The 20,609-nt window shown below is 67.4% G+C and carries 17 protein-coding genes; 1 reads left to right on the forward strand and 16 read right to left on the reverse strand.

The window, feature by feature from the left end; all coding sequences use genetic code 11:
• Positions 1-210: 210 nt before the first annotated feature.
• From priA to JW958_03630, 14 genes are all read right to left on the reverse strand, one after another.
• Positions 211-2,649 carry a primosomal protein N' gene (gene priA, locus JW958_03565; protein ID MBN1825319.1) on the reverse strand — a complete coding sequence of 813 codons (2,439 nt, stop codon included), beginning with the start codon at positions 2,647-2,649 and terminating at the stop codon, positions 211-213.
• A gap of 105 nt (positions 2,650-2,754) precedes the next feature.
• Complete coding sequence (locus tag JW958_03570; protein ID MBN1825320.1) at positions 2,755-3,906, reverse strand: HD domain-containing protein; 1,152 nt, start codon at positions 3,904-3,906, stop codon at positions 2,755-2,757.
• Between the two features lie 37 nt (positions 3,907-3,943).
• Positions 3,944-4,312, reverse strand: a complete 369-nt coding sequence (locus JW958_03575) for a response regulator (GenBank protein MBN1825321.1) — start codon at positions 4,310-4,312, stop codon at positions 3,944-3,946.
• Between the two features lie 19 nt (positions 4,313-4,331).
• Complete coding sequence (locus tag JW958_03580) at positions 4,332-4,748, reverse strand: response regulator (protein ID MBN1825322.1); 417 nt, start codon at positions 4,746-4,748, stop codon at positions 4,332-4,334.
• A complete protein-coding gene (locus JW958_03585; protein MBN1825323.1) occupies positions 4,742-5,710 on the reverse strand; it encodes a response regulator in 969 nt (322 codons plus the stop codon). The genes JW958_03580 and JW958_03585 overlap by 7 nt, the downstream gene beginning before the upstream one ends.
• A gap of 310 nt (positions 5,711-6,020) precedes the next feature.
• Positions 6,021-7,034, reverse strand: a complete 1,014-nt coding sequence (tsaD, locus tag JW958_03590) for a tRNA (adenosine(37)-N6)-threonylcarbamoyltransferase complex transferase subunit TsaD (GenBank protein MBN1825324.1) — start codon at positions 7,032-7,034, stop codon at positions 6,021-6,023.
• Positions 7,035-7,036: 2 nt separating this feature from the next.
• Positions 7,037-8,083, reverse strand: a complete 1,047-nt coding sequence (locus JW958_03595) for a YbbR-like domain-containing protein (GenBank protein MBN1825325.1) — start codon at positions 8,081-8,083, stop codon at positions 7,037-7,039.
• Entirely contained in the window at positions 8,080-9,381 is a 1,302-nt protein-coding gene (locus JW958_03600) for a hypothetical protein (GenBank protein MBN1825326.1), read from the reverse strand. Before JW958_03600 ends, JW958_03595 begins: the two co-directional genes overlap by 4 nt.
• Complete coding sequence (gene holA, locus JW958_03605) at positions 9,378-10,448, reverse strand: DNA polymerase III subunit delta (GenBank protein MBN1825327.1); 1,071 nt, start codon at positions 10,446-10,448, stop codon at positions 9,378-9,380. Before holA ends, JW958_03600 begins: the two co-directional genes overlap by 4 nt.
• 7 nt (positions 10,449-10,455) lie before the next feature.
• Positions 10,456-11,721, reverse strand: a complete 1,266-nt coding sequence (locus tag JW958_03610; GenBank protein MBN1825328.1) for an N-acetylmuramoyl-L-alanine amidase — start codon at positions 11,719-11,721, stop codon at positions 10,456-10,458.
• Entirely contained in the window at positions 11,718-12,158 is a 441-nt protein-coding gene (locus JW958_03615; GenBank protein MBN1825329.1) for a DUF523 domain-containing protein, read from the reverse strand. The genes JW958_03610 and JW958_03615 overlap by 4 nt, the downstream gene beginning before the upstream one ends.
• A gap of 211 nt (positions 12,159-12,369) precedes the next feature.
• Positions 12,370-13,338 carry a M23 family metallopeptidase gene (locus tag JW958_03620; GenBank protein MBN1825330.1) on the reverse strand — a complete coding sequence of 323 codons (969 nt, stop codon included), beginning with the start codon at positions 13,336-13,338 and terminating at the stop codon, positions 12,370-12,372.
• A gap of 166 nt (positions 13,339-13,504) precedes the next feature.
• Positions 13,505-15,019, reverse strand: a complete 1,515-nt coding sequence (locus tag JW958_03625) for a trypsin-like peptidase domain-containing protein (protein ID MBN1825331.1) — start codon at positions 15,017-15,019, stop codon at positions 13,505-13,507.
• A gap of 55 nt (positions 15,020-15,074) precedes the next feature.
• The gene (locus tag JW958_03630; protein MBN1825332.1) at positions 15,075-15,485 is read right to left on the reverse strand and encodes a hypothetical protein; all 411 of its coding nucleotides are present in this window, start codon (positions 15,483-15,485) and stop codon (positions 15,075-15,077) included.
• 119 nt (positions 15,486-15,604) lie between these two features.
• On the opposite strand from JW958_03630, the gene JW958_03635 reads away from it, so the two are divergent.
• Complete coding sequence (locus tag JW958_03635; protein MBN1825333.1) at positions 15,605-16,423, forward strand: UDP-2,3-diacylglucosamine diphosphatase; 819 nt, start codon at positions 15,605-15,607, stop codon at positions 16,421-16,423.
• An 18-nt stretch (positions 16,424-16,441) separates the two neighbouring features.
• Here the strand turns inward: JW958_03635 and JW958_03640 are convergent, their stop codons facing one another.
• On the reverse strand, positions 16,442-17,341 hold the full coding sequence (locus tag JW958_03640) for a PorV/PorQ family protein (protein MBN1825334.1): 900 nt from the start codon (positions 17,339-17,341) through the stop codon (positions 16,442-16,444).
• Between the two features lie 104 nt (positions 17,342-17,445).
• Positions 17,446-20,586, reverse strand: coding sequence for a VCBS repeat-containing protein (locus JW958_03645; protein MBN1825335.1), 3,141 nt, complete (start codon positions 20,584-20,586; stop codon positions 17,446-17,448).
• Between the last annotated feature and the right edge of the window lie 23 nt (positions 20,587-20,609).

Below are 20,609 nucleotides of genomic sequence, written 5' to 3' on the forward strand. Positions count from 1 at the left end.
GAATCTGTCGAGCTTATCGGGGCGGGCGGAGGTGGGTCGGCGAGCGAGAAGAGGGAGGATGCAAAGCATCCGGACCGTGCCCCGAAGAGAGACCGGTGGGGGAAGGGGGAATCCGATTTCGATTTCGATTTCGATTTCGATCTTTCTTCGTGTACGTGAACGGGAAAGGGTGCGTGTAAGCTGGTGAGAAAGTCCGCCACGGCGGCGGATCTATAATAAGTCCTGCGCGTCCACGTCCACCACCACCTCCGCGCGCCCCCCTCCTCTCCGGCCGTGGAAGGCGTCCAGATGGGCGGCCAGGACCTCGCGGAAGGCGCGCCACCGCTCCGTCTTCGCTTTGATCATCAAGCGCCAGCGGAACCGGTCCCGGATCTTGGTGATCGGCGCCGGCGTCGGGCCGAGGATCTCGTGAATCATCGGAGTGATTCGGCCGTCGGAGGAGAGGGCGCCGCGGAAACGGGCGGCGGCTCCGCGCACGCTCCCCTCCCGCTTTCCCCGAAAGGTGAGCGCCACGATCCGCGAGAAGGGAGGGTATCGAAGCTCCCGGCGGTCCGCCAGCTCGCGTTCCACGAATGCGTCGAAATCGTGGTGGATCGCGGCGCGGATGCAATAGTGCCGGGGGTGAAAGGTTTGGATCACCACTTCCCCCTCCCTGTCCCCCCGCCCGGCCCGGCCGGCCACCTGCAACAGCAGCTGGAAGGTTCGCTCCCCCGCCCGGAAATCGGGAAGGTGGAGCGCCGTGTCCGCGAGGATCACGCCGACGAGGGACACGCCGGGGAAGTGATGCCCCTTGGCGATCATCTGTGTCCCGAGAAGGAGGTCGATCCCCCCGCCGGCGAAATCGGAGAGGATTCGGCGCGCCGAGTCCCTCTTGCGGGTGGTGTCCAGGTCCATGCGTCCGATTCGCGCGCTCGGGAAAGCGCCGCGCAAATCCTCCTCCACCCTCTGCGTTCCCATCCCCCGGTAGCCGATCCGCGCCCCGCCGCACTCCGGACAGACCGTCGGAGGCTCCTTCTCGACGCCGCAGTAGTGGCAACGGAGCACCGACTCCACGCGGTGAAAGGTGAAGGCGACCTCGCAATGAGCGCAGCGCGGGACGTGGCCGCAGTCCGGACAGTGCAGGAAGGGGGCGTAGCCGCGCCGGTTGAGGAAAAGCATCGCCTGCTCCCCCCGGCCGAGGGTCTCGCCGATCCGCTCGACCAGGCGGGGGGAGAGCGCTCCGATCCTCTCTTTGTACGGCACACGGGCCAGGTCAACGACCTCGATTCGCGGCAGAGGACGGTCGTGGATCCGCTTCGGGAGAACGGCGAGCCGGTACTTGCCGTCACGTACGTTCCAGATCGACTCCACGCTCGGCGTGGCGCTGCCGAGCAGGATCGGCACCCCTTCCAGCTTGGCGCGCACCACCGCCATGTCCCGCCCGTGGTAGCGGGGGGACTCTCCCTGCTTGTAGCTGGTGTCGTGCTCCTCGTCGACCACGATGAGTCCTAGATTCCGGAGAGGGGCGAAGAGGGCGGAGCGGACGCCGACCACGACCGGGAAATGGCCGCGACGGATCTCGCGCCAAGTGTCGTGTCTCTCCCCCGGCGAGAGGGCGCTGTGAAGCACCACCACTTCATCGCCGAAGCGGGCGCGAAAGCGGCCGACCGTCTGCGGCGTGAGGGCGATCTCCGGCACCAACGCGAGGACGGTCCGGCCGGCGGCGCGCGTCTCCGAGGCGGCGCGCAGATAGACCTCGGTCTTCCCCGATCCGGTGATCCCGTGGAGGAGATGCGCCTCGAAACGTCTTTCCCGGATCGCGGGGAGGAGCGGCGCGAGCGCCGCCTCCTGCTCTGGCGTGAGGGGACGGTCCGGGTCGTATCGGCTCGGAAGAGCGCCGCCTTCGGCGATGCGGACCATCTCCTCCTCCACGATCCGCGCGAATCCCTTCCCGACGAGAGCGTCGGCGGCGCCGCCGAAGCGGGCGCGCATTTCCGCGCGGCGCGCCCGGCGCTTCGCCCGCAGATGGAGAAGACACTCGATCTGCCGGATCGCGTTCTTACGAAGCTTCTCTTCCGCCCCCTCGGCGGCCCCTTCGGGGAGGATCTCGACCCAGCTCTCGGTCCGGTCCGCCGCCGGCCCCGGCTCGAGCACCGCCCGCACCTCCGCGCGGCCGAGCGACTCCAACCGCGCGAGCCCGCCCTCGACCTTCCCGCGGGATCCGAACCGCTTGACCAACGCCTCCACCGGAGCGCCCCCCTTCCCGCGGATCGCGTCCTCCAGTTCACGCAGAAAGGGTTCGCCGGCGGGATCTTCCCCTCCTCCGGTCGCCGTGGCGACGCGCCGGCTCCGCCGCATCCGGCCCACCGGAAGGGCGGCGCGGAGCGTCTCCCCCCAAGGGGCGAGGTAGTAGTCGGCGATCCAACGGGTCAGTTCGAAGAGAGGTCCTTCCAGGATCGGTCCCTCGTCGAGCACGTCGAGGACATCCTTCGCCTCCACCGGAGGGGGACCGTCGGCGAGCGCGACGACGAGACCGGTCATGCGGCGGGGGCCGAAGGGGACGAGTACGCGACGGCCGACCGGATCGCCGGCGTCGAGCGTCTCGGGAAGGCGGTAGGTAAAAGTCCGGCGCGTGGGCACCGGTACGGCAACGATGACGAAGCGGGACACCTTCGACTCCGTAGGGATGGGGGCGGTCGCGAGCCCGCGGGCGAACGCGGAGGGAGTATAGCAGCGGAGAAACCTACGGGGAAGGGAAGATCGGCGCGGAACGCATCAGCGAGAGGGAACTCCGCCGTGGACGGCGAGAAAGATCTCGGCGATTTCGGGGTCGAATATCTTTCCTGTCCGCCCGCGGATGCCGTCGATCGCCTCGTCGTGGGGGAGGGCGGCGCGATAGGGCCGATCGGAGGTGAGGGCGTCGTAATAGTCGGGGACGGAGACGATCCGCGCGCCGAGGGGGATCTCCTTGCCGCAGAGCCCGTCCGGATAGCCGGAGCCGTCGAAGTACTCGTGGTGGTGACGCACCACCGGCACGGCGCCGGCCAGGTAATCCACCGTCTCCACGATCCGCGCGCCGATCAGGGGATGGGTTCGCACCACCGCCCATTCCTCTTCGGTGAGCTTCCCCTTCTTGTTCAGAATCTGTCCCACGATCCCGATCTTGCCGATGTCGTGAAGCATGGCGCCGTACTGAACGGTTCGGATCATCCCCTCGTCCAACCCCATCTGCTCCGCGATCAGGGTCGCGTACTGGGTCACCCGGAGGGAGTGATAGGACGTTTGCGAATCCTTCGCTTCCAGGGAACGGACGAGGGCCTGCACGGTGTTCAGTATGTTCTGGCGCCCCTCGGCGAGAAGGAGCGAGTTGTCCACGGCGAAGGCCACCGTCTGGGCGAGCACCCTCCCCAAATCACTGTCCGTTCGCGTGAAATCACGGGGACTTCGGTAGTAAAAGGTAAGCACCCCCAGGGAACGGCCCCGGGCTTCCACGGGGAAACAGGCGATCGATTCGAACCCGCCCCTGTGAACCGCCTCCGGGTAGTGGTGGAACAGGTCCCCCCTCCAGCGGATGACGGTCCGCGGCTCGCGCTCGCGGATTGCCGCGTGTCCCAGCGTCCCCCGAGCGGCCATGGTGTCCCGGAAGTGGGTGTGCCGGTCCGCGCCCGCGCCGTTCCGGGAGACGAGCATCTCCACGTTCCCCTCGGCGAGGGTGACGGAACAGCCGTCCGCGCCGGTCACGCGAATCAGCGCCTCCACCGAAGCCCAGACCACCTCCTCCGTATCCCCGTCGCGTCCCGGAGAGCGGGTGCGATGCAGGTCCGCCAGGGCGCCCAGGTTCTCCTGGAACGTGGCGATCCATCCGCCGCCGGAGGGTTCCGCCTCCAGAAGCGCCGCCTGCGCCGTATGGCTCGTCGGCTCCGGCATCGACTTCTCCCCGGGCGCTCCCGCGCCGCCTACCTCCCTACACGCTGAGGAAGCTGCCGATCTTCTCGATCAGCTTGTTCGGGCTGAAGGGCTTTACGATGTAATCGTCGGCGCCCACTTCCATGCCCATTCGACGGTCCACTTCGCGCCCCTTGGCGGTGAGAAGAATCACGGGGATCGCGCTGGTGTCCGAATCCGCCTTGAGCCGGCGGCACGCCTCGAAGCCGTCCACCTTGGGCATCATGATGTCGAGCACCACCAGGTCCGGCTTCTCCTTCTTCGCGCGCTCGATCGCCTCCTCCCCGTCCGCCGCGGTGATCACTTCGTACCCCTCGGCGCCGAGACTGAAGTCGAGAATGTGCAGGATGTACACCTCGTCATCGACGATCAGGATCTTCTTGCTCAAAACCGTTCCACCTCCTCTCCTACGACCAAAGACCGGCCCGGTCGCCGGCGCCTACCCGGCGCCCCCCGAGGGCGCGATCCATCTGCTGCAGGAGTCGTCTCTCGTCGAAAGCCCGGAGCGCGCGCCCCGGCCCTCGCCGGGCCGGTCCGCCCCCCTCGGGCGCCTGAAATGCGATGATCGGAATGCCCCTCGTGTTCGGGTCGCGCGCGAGCGCGCGGGCGAGGGCGTAGCCGTCTCGGAGCGGTAAGGCCATGTCCATGAGGATGAGGTCCGGATGCTCCCGCCCCGCGAGCCGGAGCGCTTCCCCGCCGGAACAGGCCGGGATCGGGCGGTAGCCGTGTCGTTCGAGCGTCCGGACGATCAGCGCGAGCAGCGCGGCGTTCTCCTCCGCCACCAACACCGACGGAGCGGCGATCGGATCCCGTCCCTCTAGCACGCCTCCCCCTCCTTTTCGACGTCCTCGGGGCCGCCGGCCACCACGGGAGGGAGATTCTCCCGCCGCCGGTCGCGGACCAGCACGCTCCCCTGTATGGACTTGCCGTACTGTTTCACCTCCGAAGCGATGTCGCCCACCTGGGCGACATGCTCGATCTGGTGCCGGTCGCTGGTCACCATGGCGAGGGTCACCGAGAGAAGGGGGAACTGTTTGATGTCGCCGGTCCTCCCCCCCACCTCGATGTAGCCACGCTTCAAATCGTCGGGACGAATCAGCTTCTGCAGGCTGTTGGTGAACTCCTCGATCACGAACCGGGAGATCGTCTCCGCGCGGTCCGGCGAGGCGAAGAAGATGAAGTCGTCGCCGCCGATGTGGCCGACGAACTCCGAGCCGTCCCCCTCGGCGCGGCAGGCGCGCACCAGGGCGCCCGCGATCTCACGGATCGCCATGTCACCCTGGGAATAGCCGTAGTAGTCGTTATATGCCTTAAAGTTATCGAGATCGACGTAGACCGCGGCGAAGGGATCTCCGCTCTGGATCTTCTTCTCCAGCGCCTCTTCGATGGAGACGTTCCCGGGGAGCCCGGTCAAAGGGTTGGCGGACCGCTGCTGCTTGCTCCAATTGAGAACGGTCCGGATCCGCGCGAGCAGTTCGGCCACGGCGAAGGGTTTGGTGATGTAGTCGTTCGCCCCGACCTCGAGGCCGGCCATCTTGTCGTCCAGCGTGAACTTGGCGGTTAAAATGATAATCGGGATCTGGCTCGTCGCGAAATCGGCCCGCAGACTGCGCGCCACCGAATAACCGTCCATCTCCGGCATCATCAGATCCAGAAGGATCAGGTCCGGAAGGACCTCCTTGGCCGTCTCCAGGCCCTCGCGCCCGTTGGAGGCGAGAACCACCTCGTACCCGCTTCTCTTCAGGTGGGCGGCGGTGATCCTGCGGATGGATTCCTCGTCATCCACAACGAGAACTTTCTCTTTTTTCGTCGAATCGACCAAACCCGTACCCTCTCTCTCGAAAGCCCGTCAGTGAGAGTGACGTCCTTCCCCGCAATCCGCCCGGCCGGGGCGGCGCTCCATACGGGCCGAATCGCAAGAGATATGCCATGAAAGGAGTTGCGGAAGATCGAGTGGAAGGGTGATTAAAAAACGAACGGATTGGTCAAAATGTCCCCGTCGGGGGCGGGCGAAGAGGGGCGGATCGCGGCGCGTGGAGACCGATCCCTCTTGCGGATTGCGAGAGGGTCCCGCGAATTGCGGCGCCCGGCGCCGATCAATCCACGTAGGGGAGCGGCAGATCCGCCGAGGCGCAGAGGTCGATCGGGGCGAGGCGACCGGCGCGCAGGGCTTCCTCCCCCGCGGCGGCGACCATGGCCGCGTTGTCGGTGCACAGATCCGGCGGCGGGATCAGCACTTCCGCCCCCTCTTCCTCACCGAGGGCGCGGATCGACTCGCGAAGCCGCCCGTTCGCCGCCACGCCGCCGCAGATCGCGATTCGGCGCTCGCCGGTCCGATCGAGGGCTCTTCGGGTGTTCTCCGTCAGGGGAGTGACCACCGCCTCCTGGAAAGAGGCGAGCAGGTCCGGCAGGTTCTCCTCGGTAATGAGAGAGGGATCGTCCCGGATCGCGTAGCGGACCGCCGTCTTCACGCCGCTGAAGCTGAAATCGAGAGTCTCCGGCTCGAGGCGCGCCACGGGAAAGCGAAAACGCTCCCGGTTCCCCTTTTCCGCGAGACGGTCCACCAAAGGTCCGCCCGGATAGGGGAGGCCGGCCATCTTGGCGACTTTGTCGAAAGCCTCGCCGGCCGCGTCGTCCCTCGTCCTGCCGAGAAGGCGGTAGCGCCCCTCGCCGAGCACGTGGATGAGCGAGGTGTGACCGCCGGAAACGACGAGCGCGACGAAACGGAAGGGCCGGTCCGGGTGGGCGAGCCGAACGGCGTAAAGGTGCGCCTCCAAATGATGGACCGGCAACAGAGGAATCCGTAGGCGCCAGGCGATGGAGCGGGCCGCGGAGAGCCCGACCACCAGCGATCCGATCAGGCCGGGACCGACCGTGGCCGCCACGCCGTCCAGATCGCGCGGCTCCGCCCCGGCGTCCGACAAGGCGCGGCGAATCACCGGACCGATCGTGCGGATATGCTCCCGCGAGGCGAGTTCGGGAACCACGCCGCCGTAAATCCGATGCACGTCTTGCGAGAGAACGATCTGCGACTCGATGGTCCGTCCATCCGAAACCACCGCCGCCGAACTCTCATCGCATGAGGATTCGATGCCGAGGATCCGCGCCAAGCCTAGCTCCCCCCCCGTCGCACGGTGAAAATCTTGGGGGAAAAGTCGACCAGGACGACCAAATCGGGAAGGTTCTGCACCTCGCCGAGCAGCTCCGGCGAGCCGCTCCCCGCGGGATCGCCCTCTTCCGGCGGCACGGCGAGGGTGTCCCCTTCGCCCATCCCGGAGCGCACCTGCCGGGGATAGAAACGGATTCCGTTCCCCTCGGCGATCTCGGAGAGATAGACGTGGGCGCCGTCGGACACCTTGGAGAGGTCGATGTAGAGGCGTACCACCGATTCCCGGATCCTCTCGAGCGCCGCCGTCGGCCCGCGGACCACCAGATCGAGCGAGTCCGGCTCCAGCGACACGCGATAGCGCGGGGCGGTCCGTACCGGTCGCTTCAGAAGGATCCTGTCCTCGATCCGTTCCAGGTCGACCAGAACCTCCACCTGGGCGGGATCGCTCTGCACCTGTTCCCACGGGCTCACGTCCACCACCGAAAGGAAGCGGATGTCCGCCTCGGCGCCGGAGAGATCGACCGGAAGGGTCTCCACCCGGTCGATTCCCTCCAAGACCGACTCGGGACCGATCAACATCACCCGGTCCGGCTCGGTGACCGGCGTGCCGTAAACGACGAACCCCGCCGCCGGCTCCTTCTCCAGGGTGGGAGCCACGGGAACGCGGGCGCGCACCTTGCGGTCGAAAGTGAGGGGGATTCGGAAGGGGTCGAGCACGTCCACGACCCGCGCCTTACGGTCCGGCGGGATGCGGACCGCGTTCGGAGTGACCGCGAATCGCTGCGTCCCCCGGCGCGCGCGGGAGAGGTCGATCTCGGCGACCAGGTAATCGGGGCGGCTCTGCCAAAACCGGCGGTTGAATATGGTACGCACACGAACCTTTTCGGGGGCGGGGCCCATCCGGACGAGCGAGTCGGGAAGGTTGATATAGGTGACCGGCACGTCGGTCTCCACCTCCACCATCCTCTCCGTCTCCGCGTTCAGGCAGAGCACGCCGGTGATCAGGAACGCGACCACTTTGATGCCCAGGTTCCGCGTGACTCGGATCATGACGGGTTCCCTCCCCGAAGAGGCGCCTCCGCGCGCCACAACTCGGCGCCGAACTCCTCCAGGAGCAGGCGCAGATTCGCCCCCGGCCGGGCGGCGAGCATCGCCCGGTGGGCGCACCGGAAAACGCGCTCCGCCGCTTCGAAACGCTCCGTCCCGTCGTCGGCGCGGCGCGCTTCGTCCCGGGCGAGAAGAAGCACGTGGGAGAGCCGGCGCGCCGCCGCCAAGTGGGTCTCCTCCTGCGTCTCCTCCGGGACGCCCGCCCATTTCTCCAACGCCGGGAAGAACGCATCCATCGGGCCGCGACGGGCCGCGACGAGAAGCGCGCGCGCCTCCAGGCGCTCGGCGACGAAGCGTTCCGGATCGATCTCCGCCGCCTGACCGGGCACCCCTTCGGCGAACAGAAGGAGCGCCTCCCATTCCTCCTCGGAGAGACCGATGAAGTAACGGTCCCTCGCCGCGTCCGACTCCTCCGCCGTGGGGGGGGGCATCCGGATCAGCTCGCAACGGGACCGGATCGTGTCGAGAAGCCCCTCGCGGCGGCATGCGGTCAACAGGAGGAGCGAGTCGTCCGGCGGTTCCTCCAGCGTCTTCAGCAGGGCGTTCTGCGCCGCCTCGGTCATCCTCTCCGCTTCCTCGAAGATCACGACCTTCCACCGCCGGGCGGAAGGCTTGCGGGAAACGAAGGGGATCACCGGCACCTCCCCTTTCGTGACGGAGGCGGAGGCATCGGTGAGGTGGCCGATCCCGATGCTGGAAAGATACCACTCCACGGAGAAGGCGGTCTGCAACAACTCGCGCAGAAAGGCGCGCCCGCCCTCCTCGAGACCGGAGGTTTCGATTCGGCGCTCCAGCGCCGACCGGTCCGCCCGCGCCGCGGCGCGCCCCTTCTTGAAGAGCGCCGACGGGTCGACGCGAAGAGGGATCAGGCGCCGGCGATCCGGGGAAGGGAGAGGGGGAAGGAGGAAGCGCCCCTCCAGAAGCGAACCGAGCCCTTCGATCAGGTCTCCGCCGGGAAAGCGGCGCTCCAACGATTCCCGGGAGACCCAGACCGGACGGTCCACCGGACGAAGCACGCGGAGATCGAGGTCGGAAAGGGCGCCGAAGGAGCGGCACGCCTCGCAGGCTCCGCACGGCCTTTCCCCGGCATCGCCCTCGCAGACGGCCGCCCGGGCGATCCAGAGCGCCGTCTCTCTCTTGTCCGACCCGCGGGGCCCGAGGAGAAGAAAAGCGTGGGCCATGTTTCCCGCCGCGATCCTGTCGCGAAGACCGCTCCGGATCCTCTCCATCCCCATGCTCACGAACCGTCCCCCGAAGCGGCGGCCACCGCCGTGAAGAGGATCGTCTCCGGCTCGCCGGCGCCGCTCTTTACCTTACGGTCCGCCCGGGAAAGGGCGCGAAGCAGGCCGAGCAGTTCCTCCTCTCGAAAACGGGAGGCCTGTCCGAACCGGAGAAAGATCACGTAAGGATGCTTGCCGAGAAGGTTCTCCCGATCCGAGCCGAAGCGCTCCCGGGTCTCCGCGGCGAGCCCCTCCCGCAGGTGCCTCTGCAGGGCGTTGTAGTTGCGCGAGGCGGCGCGCATCGCCGGGTCCTCGCCCAGAAGGATCTTCGCCTGCAGCAGAAACCGGACTTCCCTGCCGAGAAGGGAGAGGATCGCGCCGGGGGCGATTCCCTGGCGCATCAAATCCTTGAGGTCCGAAAGGGCTCGTGCGCGGTCCCGGCGGGAGATCCCCTCCGTGATCTCATAGAGGATCGTGTCCCGCGAGCGGCCGACCACCGCCTCCACGTCGGCGGCGCGCACCTCCGTCCGGGGGCTGATGTAGAGCCTCAGCTTCTCCAGCTCGTTCCGCGCGGTGAGCAGGTCCGTGCCGACACGGCTCGCCAACGCCTGCGCCTCCCCGACGGCGAGGTCCAGGCCGAGGAGCCGCGCCCTCTCCCGGATCCGATCCGGCATGTCCCGGTCCTTCACCGCCTCGAAGGGAAAGACGGCGCCGCCCGCGGCGATCCGTTTGAACCAACGCCGGCGCCGGTCCACCGAACCGCGATGACGGATCAGCAGGAAGAGGGCCGGCTCGCCCTCGACCCGGGCGACCAGATCGTCGACCGCCGCGGCCTCGTCGGGAAGACCGTCCAGCAGGACGACCCGCCGCTCCGCGAAAAGGCTCATCTGAGAGAGTTCGTCGGCCGGCGCGGAAGCGTCGAGCCGCTTCCCCTCCAGGCGGATACGGCTCGCGCCCCCCACCTCCAGGACGGAGAGGATCCTCTCCGTCGTCTCGCCCACGCCGAGTTCCTCGTCTCCGTAGACCAGCGCGGCGGAAGGTTCCCACTTCCCCCCCCGCCATTTCTTTAAAAATCCTTCGAGCGTCATCGGCGGCCTATCGGATGCGGAGCCTCTTCCCGACGGGAAGGACCGACCCCGGCGCCAGGTTGTTCCGGGTGAGGAGGGCGTTCACGTCCACCCGATACCGGCGGGCGATGCTCCAGGCGGTCTCCCCCTCCCGGACGGTGTGGAAACGGGTCCTCTCCGGGTCCTCTCTTTCGAAGTACGCTTCGACTCCCCGCGAGAGGAGGCCGGCGATCTTCTCCCGGAACGCCTCCTTCCGCAGGTTCCCCGCGTCGGTCCGGTTCGAGAGAAAACCCAACTCCACCAGAATCGCCGGAATCTCCATCGACTTCAGGACGGCGAAACCGGCTTGTTTCACGTTTCGCAGATCGAAATCCGAATCGTCACGAAAAGTATTGTACACGTCTTCGGCGAGCATTTCGCTTTTCCGCATCCCCTCCTCCTGGAGGTAATCGAAAAGGATGGAGATCACCTCCTCCTCGGCGCCCGGCGGAACGCCGCCGATCATGTCGGCCGCGTTCTCCTTGTCCGCCAGCTCCCGGGCGAGCTTGTCCGTCGCGCCCCCCAGGGAGAGGAAGAAAACCTCGAACCCGCGGGCGCGCGCGGAGCGGGCCGAGTTGGCGTGTAGGCTGATGAAGAGATCCCCCTTGCGGCGGCGTGCGATTTCGGTCCGCCCCCGGAGGCTGATGAAATAGTCGCCGTCCCGGGTGAGCACCGCCTCGTAGCCGGGGAGGGCGTTCATCTTGCGGGCGAGGCGGCGGGCGATGTCGAGCGTGATCTCCTTCTCCTTCAGGCCGAAGAGCCCCACCGCGCCGGGGTCCTCGCCGCCGTGCCCCGCGTCGATGATGACGCGACGGACGCCGCCGGAAGGGGCCGGTTCCGCGGCTTCGGCTCGGTCCCGGAAGACGTCGATCACCACCCGGTGCGGCTTTCCCGCCACCGGCGAGAGACGGAAGAGGTGATAACGGGCGGGGCGTGAGAGATCGAGCACCACCTGCGCCGCGCCGTTCCCGAGGGCGTTCATCCGAATCGCCGTCAGGAGGGGATCGTCGACGGCGATCTTCCGCGTGGCGGATCGGAAACCCGTGTCCTTGATGTCCACGGCGATCCGGTCGGGATCGGCGAGGACGCGGTGCGTGTAAGGGGCCGGTCCACTCAGATCGACGACCACACGGACATAATCGGGCGCCTTCCAGTAACGGATGTTGGTCAGAAGACGGCCATCGGCGCGCGTCGCGACGGGAGAGAGAAGGAGGAGGCCGAGAAGAAACCCGGCGGGGAAGAAGGCTCGCTTCACGGGCTCCCCTCCTCGTCGGATCGGACGGGGATCCCGGAGCGGATCAGCAGCGCCGCGGCGACGCCGGCGCCCCGGATCGCCGCGCCGCTTCGGACGATGGAGAGGACGCCGCAGGATGGGGAGCGTTCCTTCAGGATCGCTTCGTCGGCGCCGACCAGCCGGGCGATGCGCAGCGCCTCTTCCGCGCCGCGCACCATCTCCTCCGTCCGGTCGTTCCCCTCCGCGTCGATGACCCGGGCCCGTCCGTCCAACACGTCGGCGCCGTCGCCGCCGACGATCTCCAACGGCACGCGCGGCGTCGGCAGACCGCCGAGCTGCTCCGGGCAGAGAGGAATGGCGCCCCCGCCGGCGACCAGGCGCTCGTACTCCTCGCGGCCCTTCGAAAGACCGTCGTAACGGCACCGGACACCGGCGAGACAGGCGCTGACGATCTTCATCCCCGATCCCCCTTCCCGCGCCGGAGTGTGCCAAAGGAGTGTGAAGCTGTCAAGGACACGACCGAGTCAAAATCCGGTCCTCCAGCCTGTTGCGACCGCTCTCTGCGACGGGACCTGAAGCGCCGGCCCCCTCTCCGACTACAAGGAAGATACAAAAACGCGTCCCGATCGACGGTGGGAAAAGATCGATGCGGAAAGGAAAACGGAAAGATCAGTCCAGGTAGAGATCGGTGCGGATCACATAACGGAGCGGGTCGACCTTGCGGCCGTCGACGATCACTTCATAGTGGAGGTGAGGATTGGTCGAGCGTCCCGAGCTGCCGACGGCGGCGATCACCTGGCCGCGAACGATCTCCTGCCCCGCCTTCACGAAAACGCGATGGCAATGCCCGTAGCGGGTGACGACACCGTTGCCGTGGTCGATCTCCACCGCCAGGCCGAGCGAACCCCGCCGGCCCGTGAAGCTCACCTTGCCGTCGGCGGTCGCGACGATCGGCTCCCCCTTGCGGGCGGAGAAGTCCTGACCCCAGTGCATCTCCCGACGCCCGGTGAAACGGCTGTGGCGATAACCGAAGCGGTCCGTGAGCCAGCAGTTCTCGACGGGCATGATCGAGGGGGTACACGCCAGTTCCTCGCGCCGCGTCTCGAGCGTGCGGAGCACCTCGGTGTAGCTCTCGCGCAGGAGGCGGGTCTGCCGGGCGAGGGTTTCCACGTCGTCGCGAACCTCCTCCGCGTCGGCGACGGAACCGTTCAGGGCGGGGTCGACCGCGAGGAGGCCGGCCCGGCCGCCGACGGCGGGACCGCCGATACCGACCTGACGCGTCTCGTCGTCGATCGGATTCAACGCGGCCACGGTTCGGATTTTTTCCTCGAAGCGGGTGAGCGCGGCCAGATCCTCGGTCACCGTGTCGAGCCGACCGCGCACCTGCGTCAACTCGCCGGAGAGACGGCCGTTCTCGTCGCACAACCGAACGACCTCCGCCTTGGATCGGGAGAGTTCCGCGGAGTGAAGAAGGGAGTGGCCGGTGAGGAAGACGCCCGAGAGAAGAAGCAGCATCCCCCCGTACACGGCCCCGACCGGAATACGGAAGGAATGGATCTGTCGGCTCGCCCGGGGGATCACCATCAGCGTGATCCGGTCGGTGATGAATCTTCGTGTCCAGGAACGCGGCAAACCCATTGCAACTCCGTAAAATCCAAAGGTCAGCTCAATCGTGACCGAAGCTAGCCGAGCGTGGAAGATCGTGTCAAGAAAAAACAGGACTCCCCGAGAGGCGCCGGAGCTCCCGGTTGACCCGGGGAGCGGAGGCGGGCGCCGCCGCTCCCCCGAAAACTATTTCGTCTTTTTACGGTTGAACACCGATATAAGAGGTGAAGCCGTCCCGGTGGACAAGAAAGATGATCGGCTTGTCGCTCCGCCGCGCCTCTCTTTCCGCCGCCCGGTAGTCCTCGATCCCCTCGACCGCCCGGTCGTTCATCTCCACGATGAGATCGCCGGCGCGAATGCCCGCCTCCCAGGCCGGACCGCCCGGCTCCACGCCCGCCACAAGCGCGCCGGCGATTCCCTCGAGTCCCAACTCGCGCACCGCTCCCGGCTCCTCGGAGGGATCGATCACGTCCAAACCGAGCCAGAGCTCTTCCTCGCGGGCTTCCTCCGCGGTGAACACGTCCGGCCGCTCGGCGAGGGTCACGTCCAGGACAAGCCGCTCTCCGTCCCGATCTACGTCCACCCGGACCCGGCGCCCCACCTCCGTGTCGGCGACGAGCATGCGGAAGTGGTTCAGGTTTTGGATGGGAATGCCGTCGAAGGCGAGGATCACGTCCCCCCGTTCCAGGCCGGCCCGTTCGGCGGGCGTGTTCGGCGCCACCTGGCCGATGAGCACCCCTCCCTCCACGTCGAGCTTCTTTCCCTCGATCAGCTCCGGCGTGAGCGACTGGGGATAGACGCCGATGTAGGCTCGAACCACCCGCCCGTCGGTCATCAGCTGGCCGGCGATCCGCGCCGCCAGGTTGATGGGGATCGCGAAGCCGATTCCCTGGCCCGTCGTGTTCACCGCGGTATTCACGCCGATCACCTCGCCCCGGATGTTGCAGAGGGGGCCGCCGGAATTACCGAAGTTGATCGACGCGTCGGTCTGGATGAAGTTCTGATAGGTCGGCCCGCCCCCGGCGATGTTCAGATCGCTCCTCCCCTTGGCGCTCACCACGCCGACGGTGAGGCTCCCTTCCAGATAACCGAAGGGATTCCCCACGGCGATCGCCCAATCGCCGACGCGGATCGAGTCCGAATCACCGAGCGGGAGAGAGGGGAACGGTCCCTCCCCGCTGATTTTGAGGACCGCCACGTCGGTGCTCGGGTCGACGCCCACCACCTCGGCGGCGTGCTCTCCGCCGCCGATGAAGCGAACCAGAATCTCTTCCGCGTCTTGAATCACGTGGTTGTTGGTGATGACGTAGCCCCGTTCATCGAAAACGAACCCGGAGGCGGAGGAGGGATAGTCGAAAGGTCCGTCCGATTCGGGGAGGATGTCGCCGAAGAAATCGAGGCCCGGCAGGGCGGGATGCTCGAAACGCCGTCGCGTGTCGACGTTCACCACCGCGGGAAGGACCCGCTCCGCCACGGCAGTGAAGGGGGAGGCGAAATCGCCTCCCGCGGCGACATACGGAACAGGCAGCCCGCCCCGGGCGGGCGACGCCGTCTCGCGGGCGCCGACGAAACGGCCCAGGGAGCCGGTGTCCTCCGCCTCGCCGGAGGGGGACCACTCGCAACTCGCCGACAGAATCAAACCGCATGCGACGCCCAGCGCCACGAAACCGGCCCGGCCCAACCAGGTGCGCAGGCTCCTCTTCCCTCCCGTCATGACCAACCCGTCCTTCCTCCCGCTCGGGGCGGGGCGATGAACCGCCGCGCGGCGGTTATTCCCCCCCCTCTTCCTTCTCCTTTTCCCGCTCCGCCCTCTCCCGAAACTCCTGGCGGATCTCCTCGATCTCCGATTCCTTGCTCGCCAGGTCCGCCTCGGCCTCTCGGATCCTCTCCACCAGTTCCTTCACCTCGGCGTCGCCGGCCGCGCCTTCTCCCTTGCCCGCGGCGAAGAGAGCGTACACCCGCTCGCCCAGTTCGGTGTAGGCGCGGTCGATCTTCCGGTGGATCCCCACGATGGCGAGCCGCCGCCCGCCGATCTTGGCGTAGAGGTCGGTCTTCTCCGCGGCGTACTGATACCCTTCCTTCACTCCCTTGCGGACCTTCCCCCAAAAACGCTTATCCCCTTCTCCTTCCATCTCCTCCCAAGATGCGTCCTCGGGCCGGTCTTTCGGTTCCTCGTACAATGCGCACCTCCTCTCCCAAGGGTCTCGTTCCGGATTCCTCTTCATCCACACCGGCGCGGACGCGGACGTTCCCGCCGGCCGGGGGAAACCCTTTGCCCCTTTACGGGGCGAATGCTACCATGCGGCGACAACGAGGCGAGAGGAAATTGGAATCCTATCGAATGGAACGGGAGACGGCGGCGACGGCGCTGTTTCTTTCGGACGCCCACTTCGGGACGAGCCGGGAGGAAGGGGAGCGGCGGAGAATCGAGAGGTTTCTCTCTTTCCTCCGCGGCCCGGCGCGCGGCGCCGACGTACTCTACATCGTGGGCGACCTGTTCGACTTCTGGTTCGAATACCGGCAGGTCGTGCCCAAACCGCACCTGCTCGTGCTGACCGAGCTGGGTGCCCTCGTGCGCGCCGGCGTGCGGGTCGTCTACATCGCCGGCAACCACGATTACTGGCTGGACCGATTCTTCGCCGACGAACTGGGGATCCAAGTGAGCCGGGAGCCCCTCGACCTGCGCGTGCAGGGGAGGCGCCTCTACGTCACCCACGGCGACGACCTGACCGCCGGCCACGACCCCGGCTATCGTTTTCTCCGCCGCCTCGTCCGCAGCCCCCTCGCCATCCGCCTCTTCCATCTGATCCACCCGGATCTGGGCGTCCCTTTCGCCCGCTGGGCTTCCCACCTCTCCCGCTCCCACACCAACCGGAAGAAGTTCATCCTGAACCGCACGCTGGAACGGGAGGCGCGGGAAAAACTCCGGGAGGGTTTCGACGGTGTGCTGATGGGGCACATCCACTACGCGGATCATTTCCGTTACGAAGAGGGAGAGTTGGTCCTGCTCGGCGACTGGATCGAGAGCTTCACGTACGCGCGGCTCGCCGGCGGGCGGATCGCCCTCGAACGCTGGGAAGGCGGAGAGAACGGACGGGTGGAACGCGCGGCGGAGTAACGGCCGAAGCGGCTTAACTTAGCGCCGCATCCCGAGCGCGAAGCGGCTCACCGTGCCGAGATCCGACTCAAAGGGGACCACCGCCACCTGGAACGAGTAGGGACCGCGCGTCACGCCGACTCCGAAAGCGAAGGACTCCTCGTCGTACCCGCTCTTGTAACCGAAACGGATCGCCACCGTCTCCTGCAGGCCGATCTCGGCGCCGAAGTGGCCGTGCGTGTCGTCGTCCTTGGTCTTGCGCGCTTCCGCCGAGAGGAGGATCGACGCGGGATATCCGGAGAAGCGGTGGCGCCACGCCGCGCCGCCGCGCAGATCCACCGGCAGGGAGAAGGACTCGTCGACGTAGTGCGGTTTGTTCCCCAGGTTCGCCGCCGCGCCGCCCAGGGTGAGCCCGGCGAGGGGCGTTTCGTAGAGGACGCCGAAATCGGCGGCGACGCCGTGGGCGGTCTCGAGTTCGATTTTGGAGTAGAAGGGCTTCGCGGTCACGCCGGCGCGGATCGGTCCGAAGGCGCGGGCATAGGCGAGGGAGACGACGATGTCGTAGTAGCCGAAGGTGCCGAGCGGCTCGGCGACCGGGTCGTTGTCGCGGCGTTCGATGTCACCCACGTACCAACCGTTGATGCCGGCGGCGAACGCGTCGGCGCCTCGCCCCCAGACGACGGCGGCGTACTCCTGGCGGACGTCGAGCAGCCACTCGGTGTGGGCCAGAAGACCGCGGAGCCCCGGCTCCCCGCCGGCGAGGCCTGCCGGGTTCCAGTAGAGGGCGCTCGGGTCCTCCGCCACGGCGGTGTAGGCGTACCCCATCCCGGAGGCGGCGACGCCCGGATCGATCAACAGGGTGCGGAGCCCCACCGGCTCCGCCCCGGCACGGGCCGCCAAGGCGAGAGTAAAGAGAAGTCCGAGGGCGGTGGCTCGCATGCTCGTCGTCCTTTCGATGGGGGTTTCCGCGCCGCTCGGGGAACGGCCGCGCGCGGTACTCCCTGATTATCGTACAAATCCGCCGGCGACGCCAGTCCCGCCGGTTACTTCTGCACCGCGAAGGGGATCAGCTTGCGCCCCTCCCGGTCCTCCCCCCGCGCTTCGACGCGGGCGAAATAGAGGCCCGAAGCTTCTCCGCATATCTCCCAGACCGCCTCGCCCGTTTCGGCGGGAACCTCCCTCTCGCCGAAATCGCGGAGCATCCGACCGGTGATGTCGTAGATCCGGATCGAAACGCGGCAGGGGGCGGTCACCCGGTAGCGGATCCTCGCGTCGCCGCCGCGCCCCGCCGGATTGGGATAGACGTATGTCTCCTTCTCGACGAGGAGCTCCGAGGTGGAGGGCTGATGTATGGGCCCGACGGCGTACCGCCCTGCAAAGCCGTTCCCGTTCTGGTAGCCGGTCCATTCGATCCGCGGTTGGTTCACACCCGAAAAGAAGCGGAGGTCCATCGCGCCCCGGCCGGAGACGACGAGTACGTTCGTCCGCCAGGCGTTCTCGTATTCGCCGGCGACCATCCAGACGCCCCCTTGGGGCGCGCCGCCCAGCGCCGCCGGGTATCCCTCCTCCGGCTCGCCGCCGGAGCGGAGGAGCCAGAGGTTCCCCCCTTCCGTGCCGAAGACGACCTCCGGTTCGCCGTCGAAGTCGAAATCGCCGATCGCCGGCGTTCCGACGATCCCGTCCCCGCCGGTCCGGAAGGGCCAGCCGGTTGCGGGCGCGCCTGTCCGGTTGAAGAGGTGGAGGACGCCCTCGTCCGTGCCGACGGCGATCTCGGCGACGCCGTCGCCGTCCAGATCACCCGCCGCGGGCGGGCCCGAGGCGTTCCCCTCGAGAGGGAGCGGCTCTTCCGGGAAATCCACGCCGTCGGCGCGGATGTGGAGCCTGTTCCCCGCGGCGAAAACGAACGCGGTGCCGCCCCGGTAAATGCCCTCCTTGATCTCTTCCTCGACATACGACACGGTGATGACCGGCGTCGGAGTCGCTGCGGGGGTGACGGACCAGAGGAGTTCTCCATTATAGGAGACGGCCGCAACGAGAGGCGCGTCGGTGGCGGCGAAGAAGACCGGCGTGCATTCCAAGCCGCCGGAGGAGACGGGACCGGTGGCGGTTCCGGGGAGCACGGCGATCGTGTCCATCGGGCCCGACTCGGAGGTTCGGTTGTAAAGAACCGTCTCTCCGCCGCGGGACACGGCGGAGACGACCCAGGCGCAGGGATCTTCCGCCAGAGGTTCGGCGGCGCACAGGTAGTGCGCGTCCACCGGTCCGGCGTCCTCACCCAGGATCTCGATCCCTCCGGTTCCGCCCGTCAGCTTCGCGACCGTACCGTTATCGAGGGGAGCGACCAATTCCGGCGGATACTCTTCCTCGTCCGCCGACCGGAGAAGCACGGAACCGGCCGTGACCGGTCCGCCGATTTCGAGGGGCCAACCTTGGAGCGAGGCCCCCTCCTCGAAAGAACGGACGTCGCCGAACGAAGCTCCGGCCGCGGAGTCGTAATAGACGAAAGCGTAGAGCGGAGGAAAGCCGAAAAACTGGGGGGACACCGCCGCAGGACCCACGGCCCGCGTCCCCGGTTGCGCCGGAAGGCTCCACCCATCGGGGCGCTCCTCGAAGCGGATCGACACGATGAGGAGCGAATCGGCCTCGGAGAGAACCTCGATCGCGATCCCGGTTCGCCCGCCGGCGTTGTTGGCCGAAGACGGGGATGTGCCGCCGTCGAAGAGGAAACGGTTGGAAACCCACCAGGCGTCGAAGGGGGAACCGAAGTTGTCGTAACTGCGCGGATATTCGTCCAGATCCTGGACCCCGTCCGCCTCCTCCAGGTCCACTCCCTTCCGGTGCGCGTCGGCGTTCACCTCGTTCCGTTCCTGAAAGTCGCCGGACCGGGCGATCACCGTCTCGTCGATATGCCAGATCAAAAGCCCGGAGCCGATGGCGTTCCCCTCCGCCGGGAGAGACCAGTCGAACTCCGCTCCCTCGTAGGAATCCCGGAAGGGATAGAGAATCCCGTCGCCGTCGGTGTCGTCGAAATTGAACGCGCCGTCGCCGTTCTCGTCCTTGTGTTTGTTTTCGATCAAAAAGTATTCGGTCTCGGAAATCGGGATCTTGACGATCCTCGGCTCCGAATCGGCCCGCTCCGACGGCGGGAGGAGGACCGTCGTGTCCCGGGTCACCGTCGTCGGCTCGATCCAGCCGAGACGGACCTTCACCCATGCGCAGGGATGCGGCGGGAGGATGCCGCCGGAGTTGTAGAGACCGGTCCCCATGATCCCCCAGTTGCCGATCCCCTGGGAGGAAGTGCCGTCGTCGTAGTCCGTGTCGAAGAGGGAGGGGGCGCCGAGAAGGCGGCCGGTCATATGCGCCGCCACCCCGAGGAGCCACTGGGGAAAATCATCCTGGGTATCGCTCTCCGGGAGGATCACCCCGCGGTCCAGAAAGATCGTGTCGCCCGCCGCGGTGGTGTCCCCGGCGGCGATTCCCCGGTAGGCGTCCTCCGCGCCGGAATCGGCGAAGGCTTCCGCCAGATCCGAGCGGGTGAGGTAGGCGGTCCAGACGTCCCCCGGCGTATCGCCGTTCACGTCCGTCTCCTCCCCCACGCCCGCGTGGATCACCACGACGCCGTCGTAGGCGCCGAAATCGAAGAGCGGATCGGCCTGTTCGATCGCGTCGGCGAAGAGCTCCGCCTGCCGGACCGTCGCCGAGTCGTTGTCGCCGTAGTAAGCCATCGATTCGGGGGCGACGAAAACCGTCTCCGGAACGTCGGCGACGATCTCCAGCCTCCCGTAGGAGGCTTTCCGGTAGTACTGGGCGAGATAGCGGAACTGCTCCCGGAAGTACTCCGGGTCGCGGGGGATATCGAGAATCTCCGGAAAGACTCCGGCGTAGACATATTCATTCGCGTCTAAAACGTCTCCGAAGAGGCCGTTTCCGGTGGTGGCCGGGTCGTCGTCCTCGGGGAACTCGATCAGGATCGCGGCGACGCGGAAGGTGTCCGCCTGCGCCGCCGGAGCGGTAAGCGCCTCGGCGCGCGCGCGCTTTCCGTGCGATTCGGAAAGCGGCGCTCCGGGAAGGAAGGGCCGGGCGTCCGCCGGACGCGGGGGAGGGCCTCCATTCGCGAAGGCCGCGGCGACGCCGGCGGCGAGCAGGAGCGGAATCAATGCCGTCGACCATGCGGACCGGTTCACTTCGCCCTCCCTCTCCGGGATTC

The organism is Candidatus Eisenbacteria bacterium (genome assembly GCA_016930695.1).
Lineage (GTDB): Bacteria > Orphanbacterota > Orphanbacteria > Orphanbacterales > Orphanbacteraceae > JAFGGD01.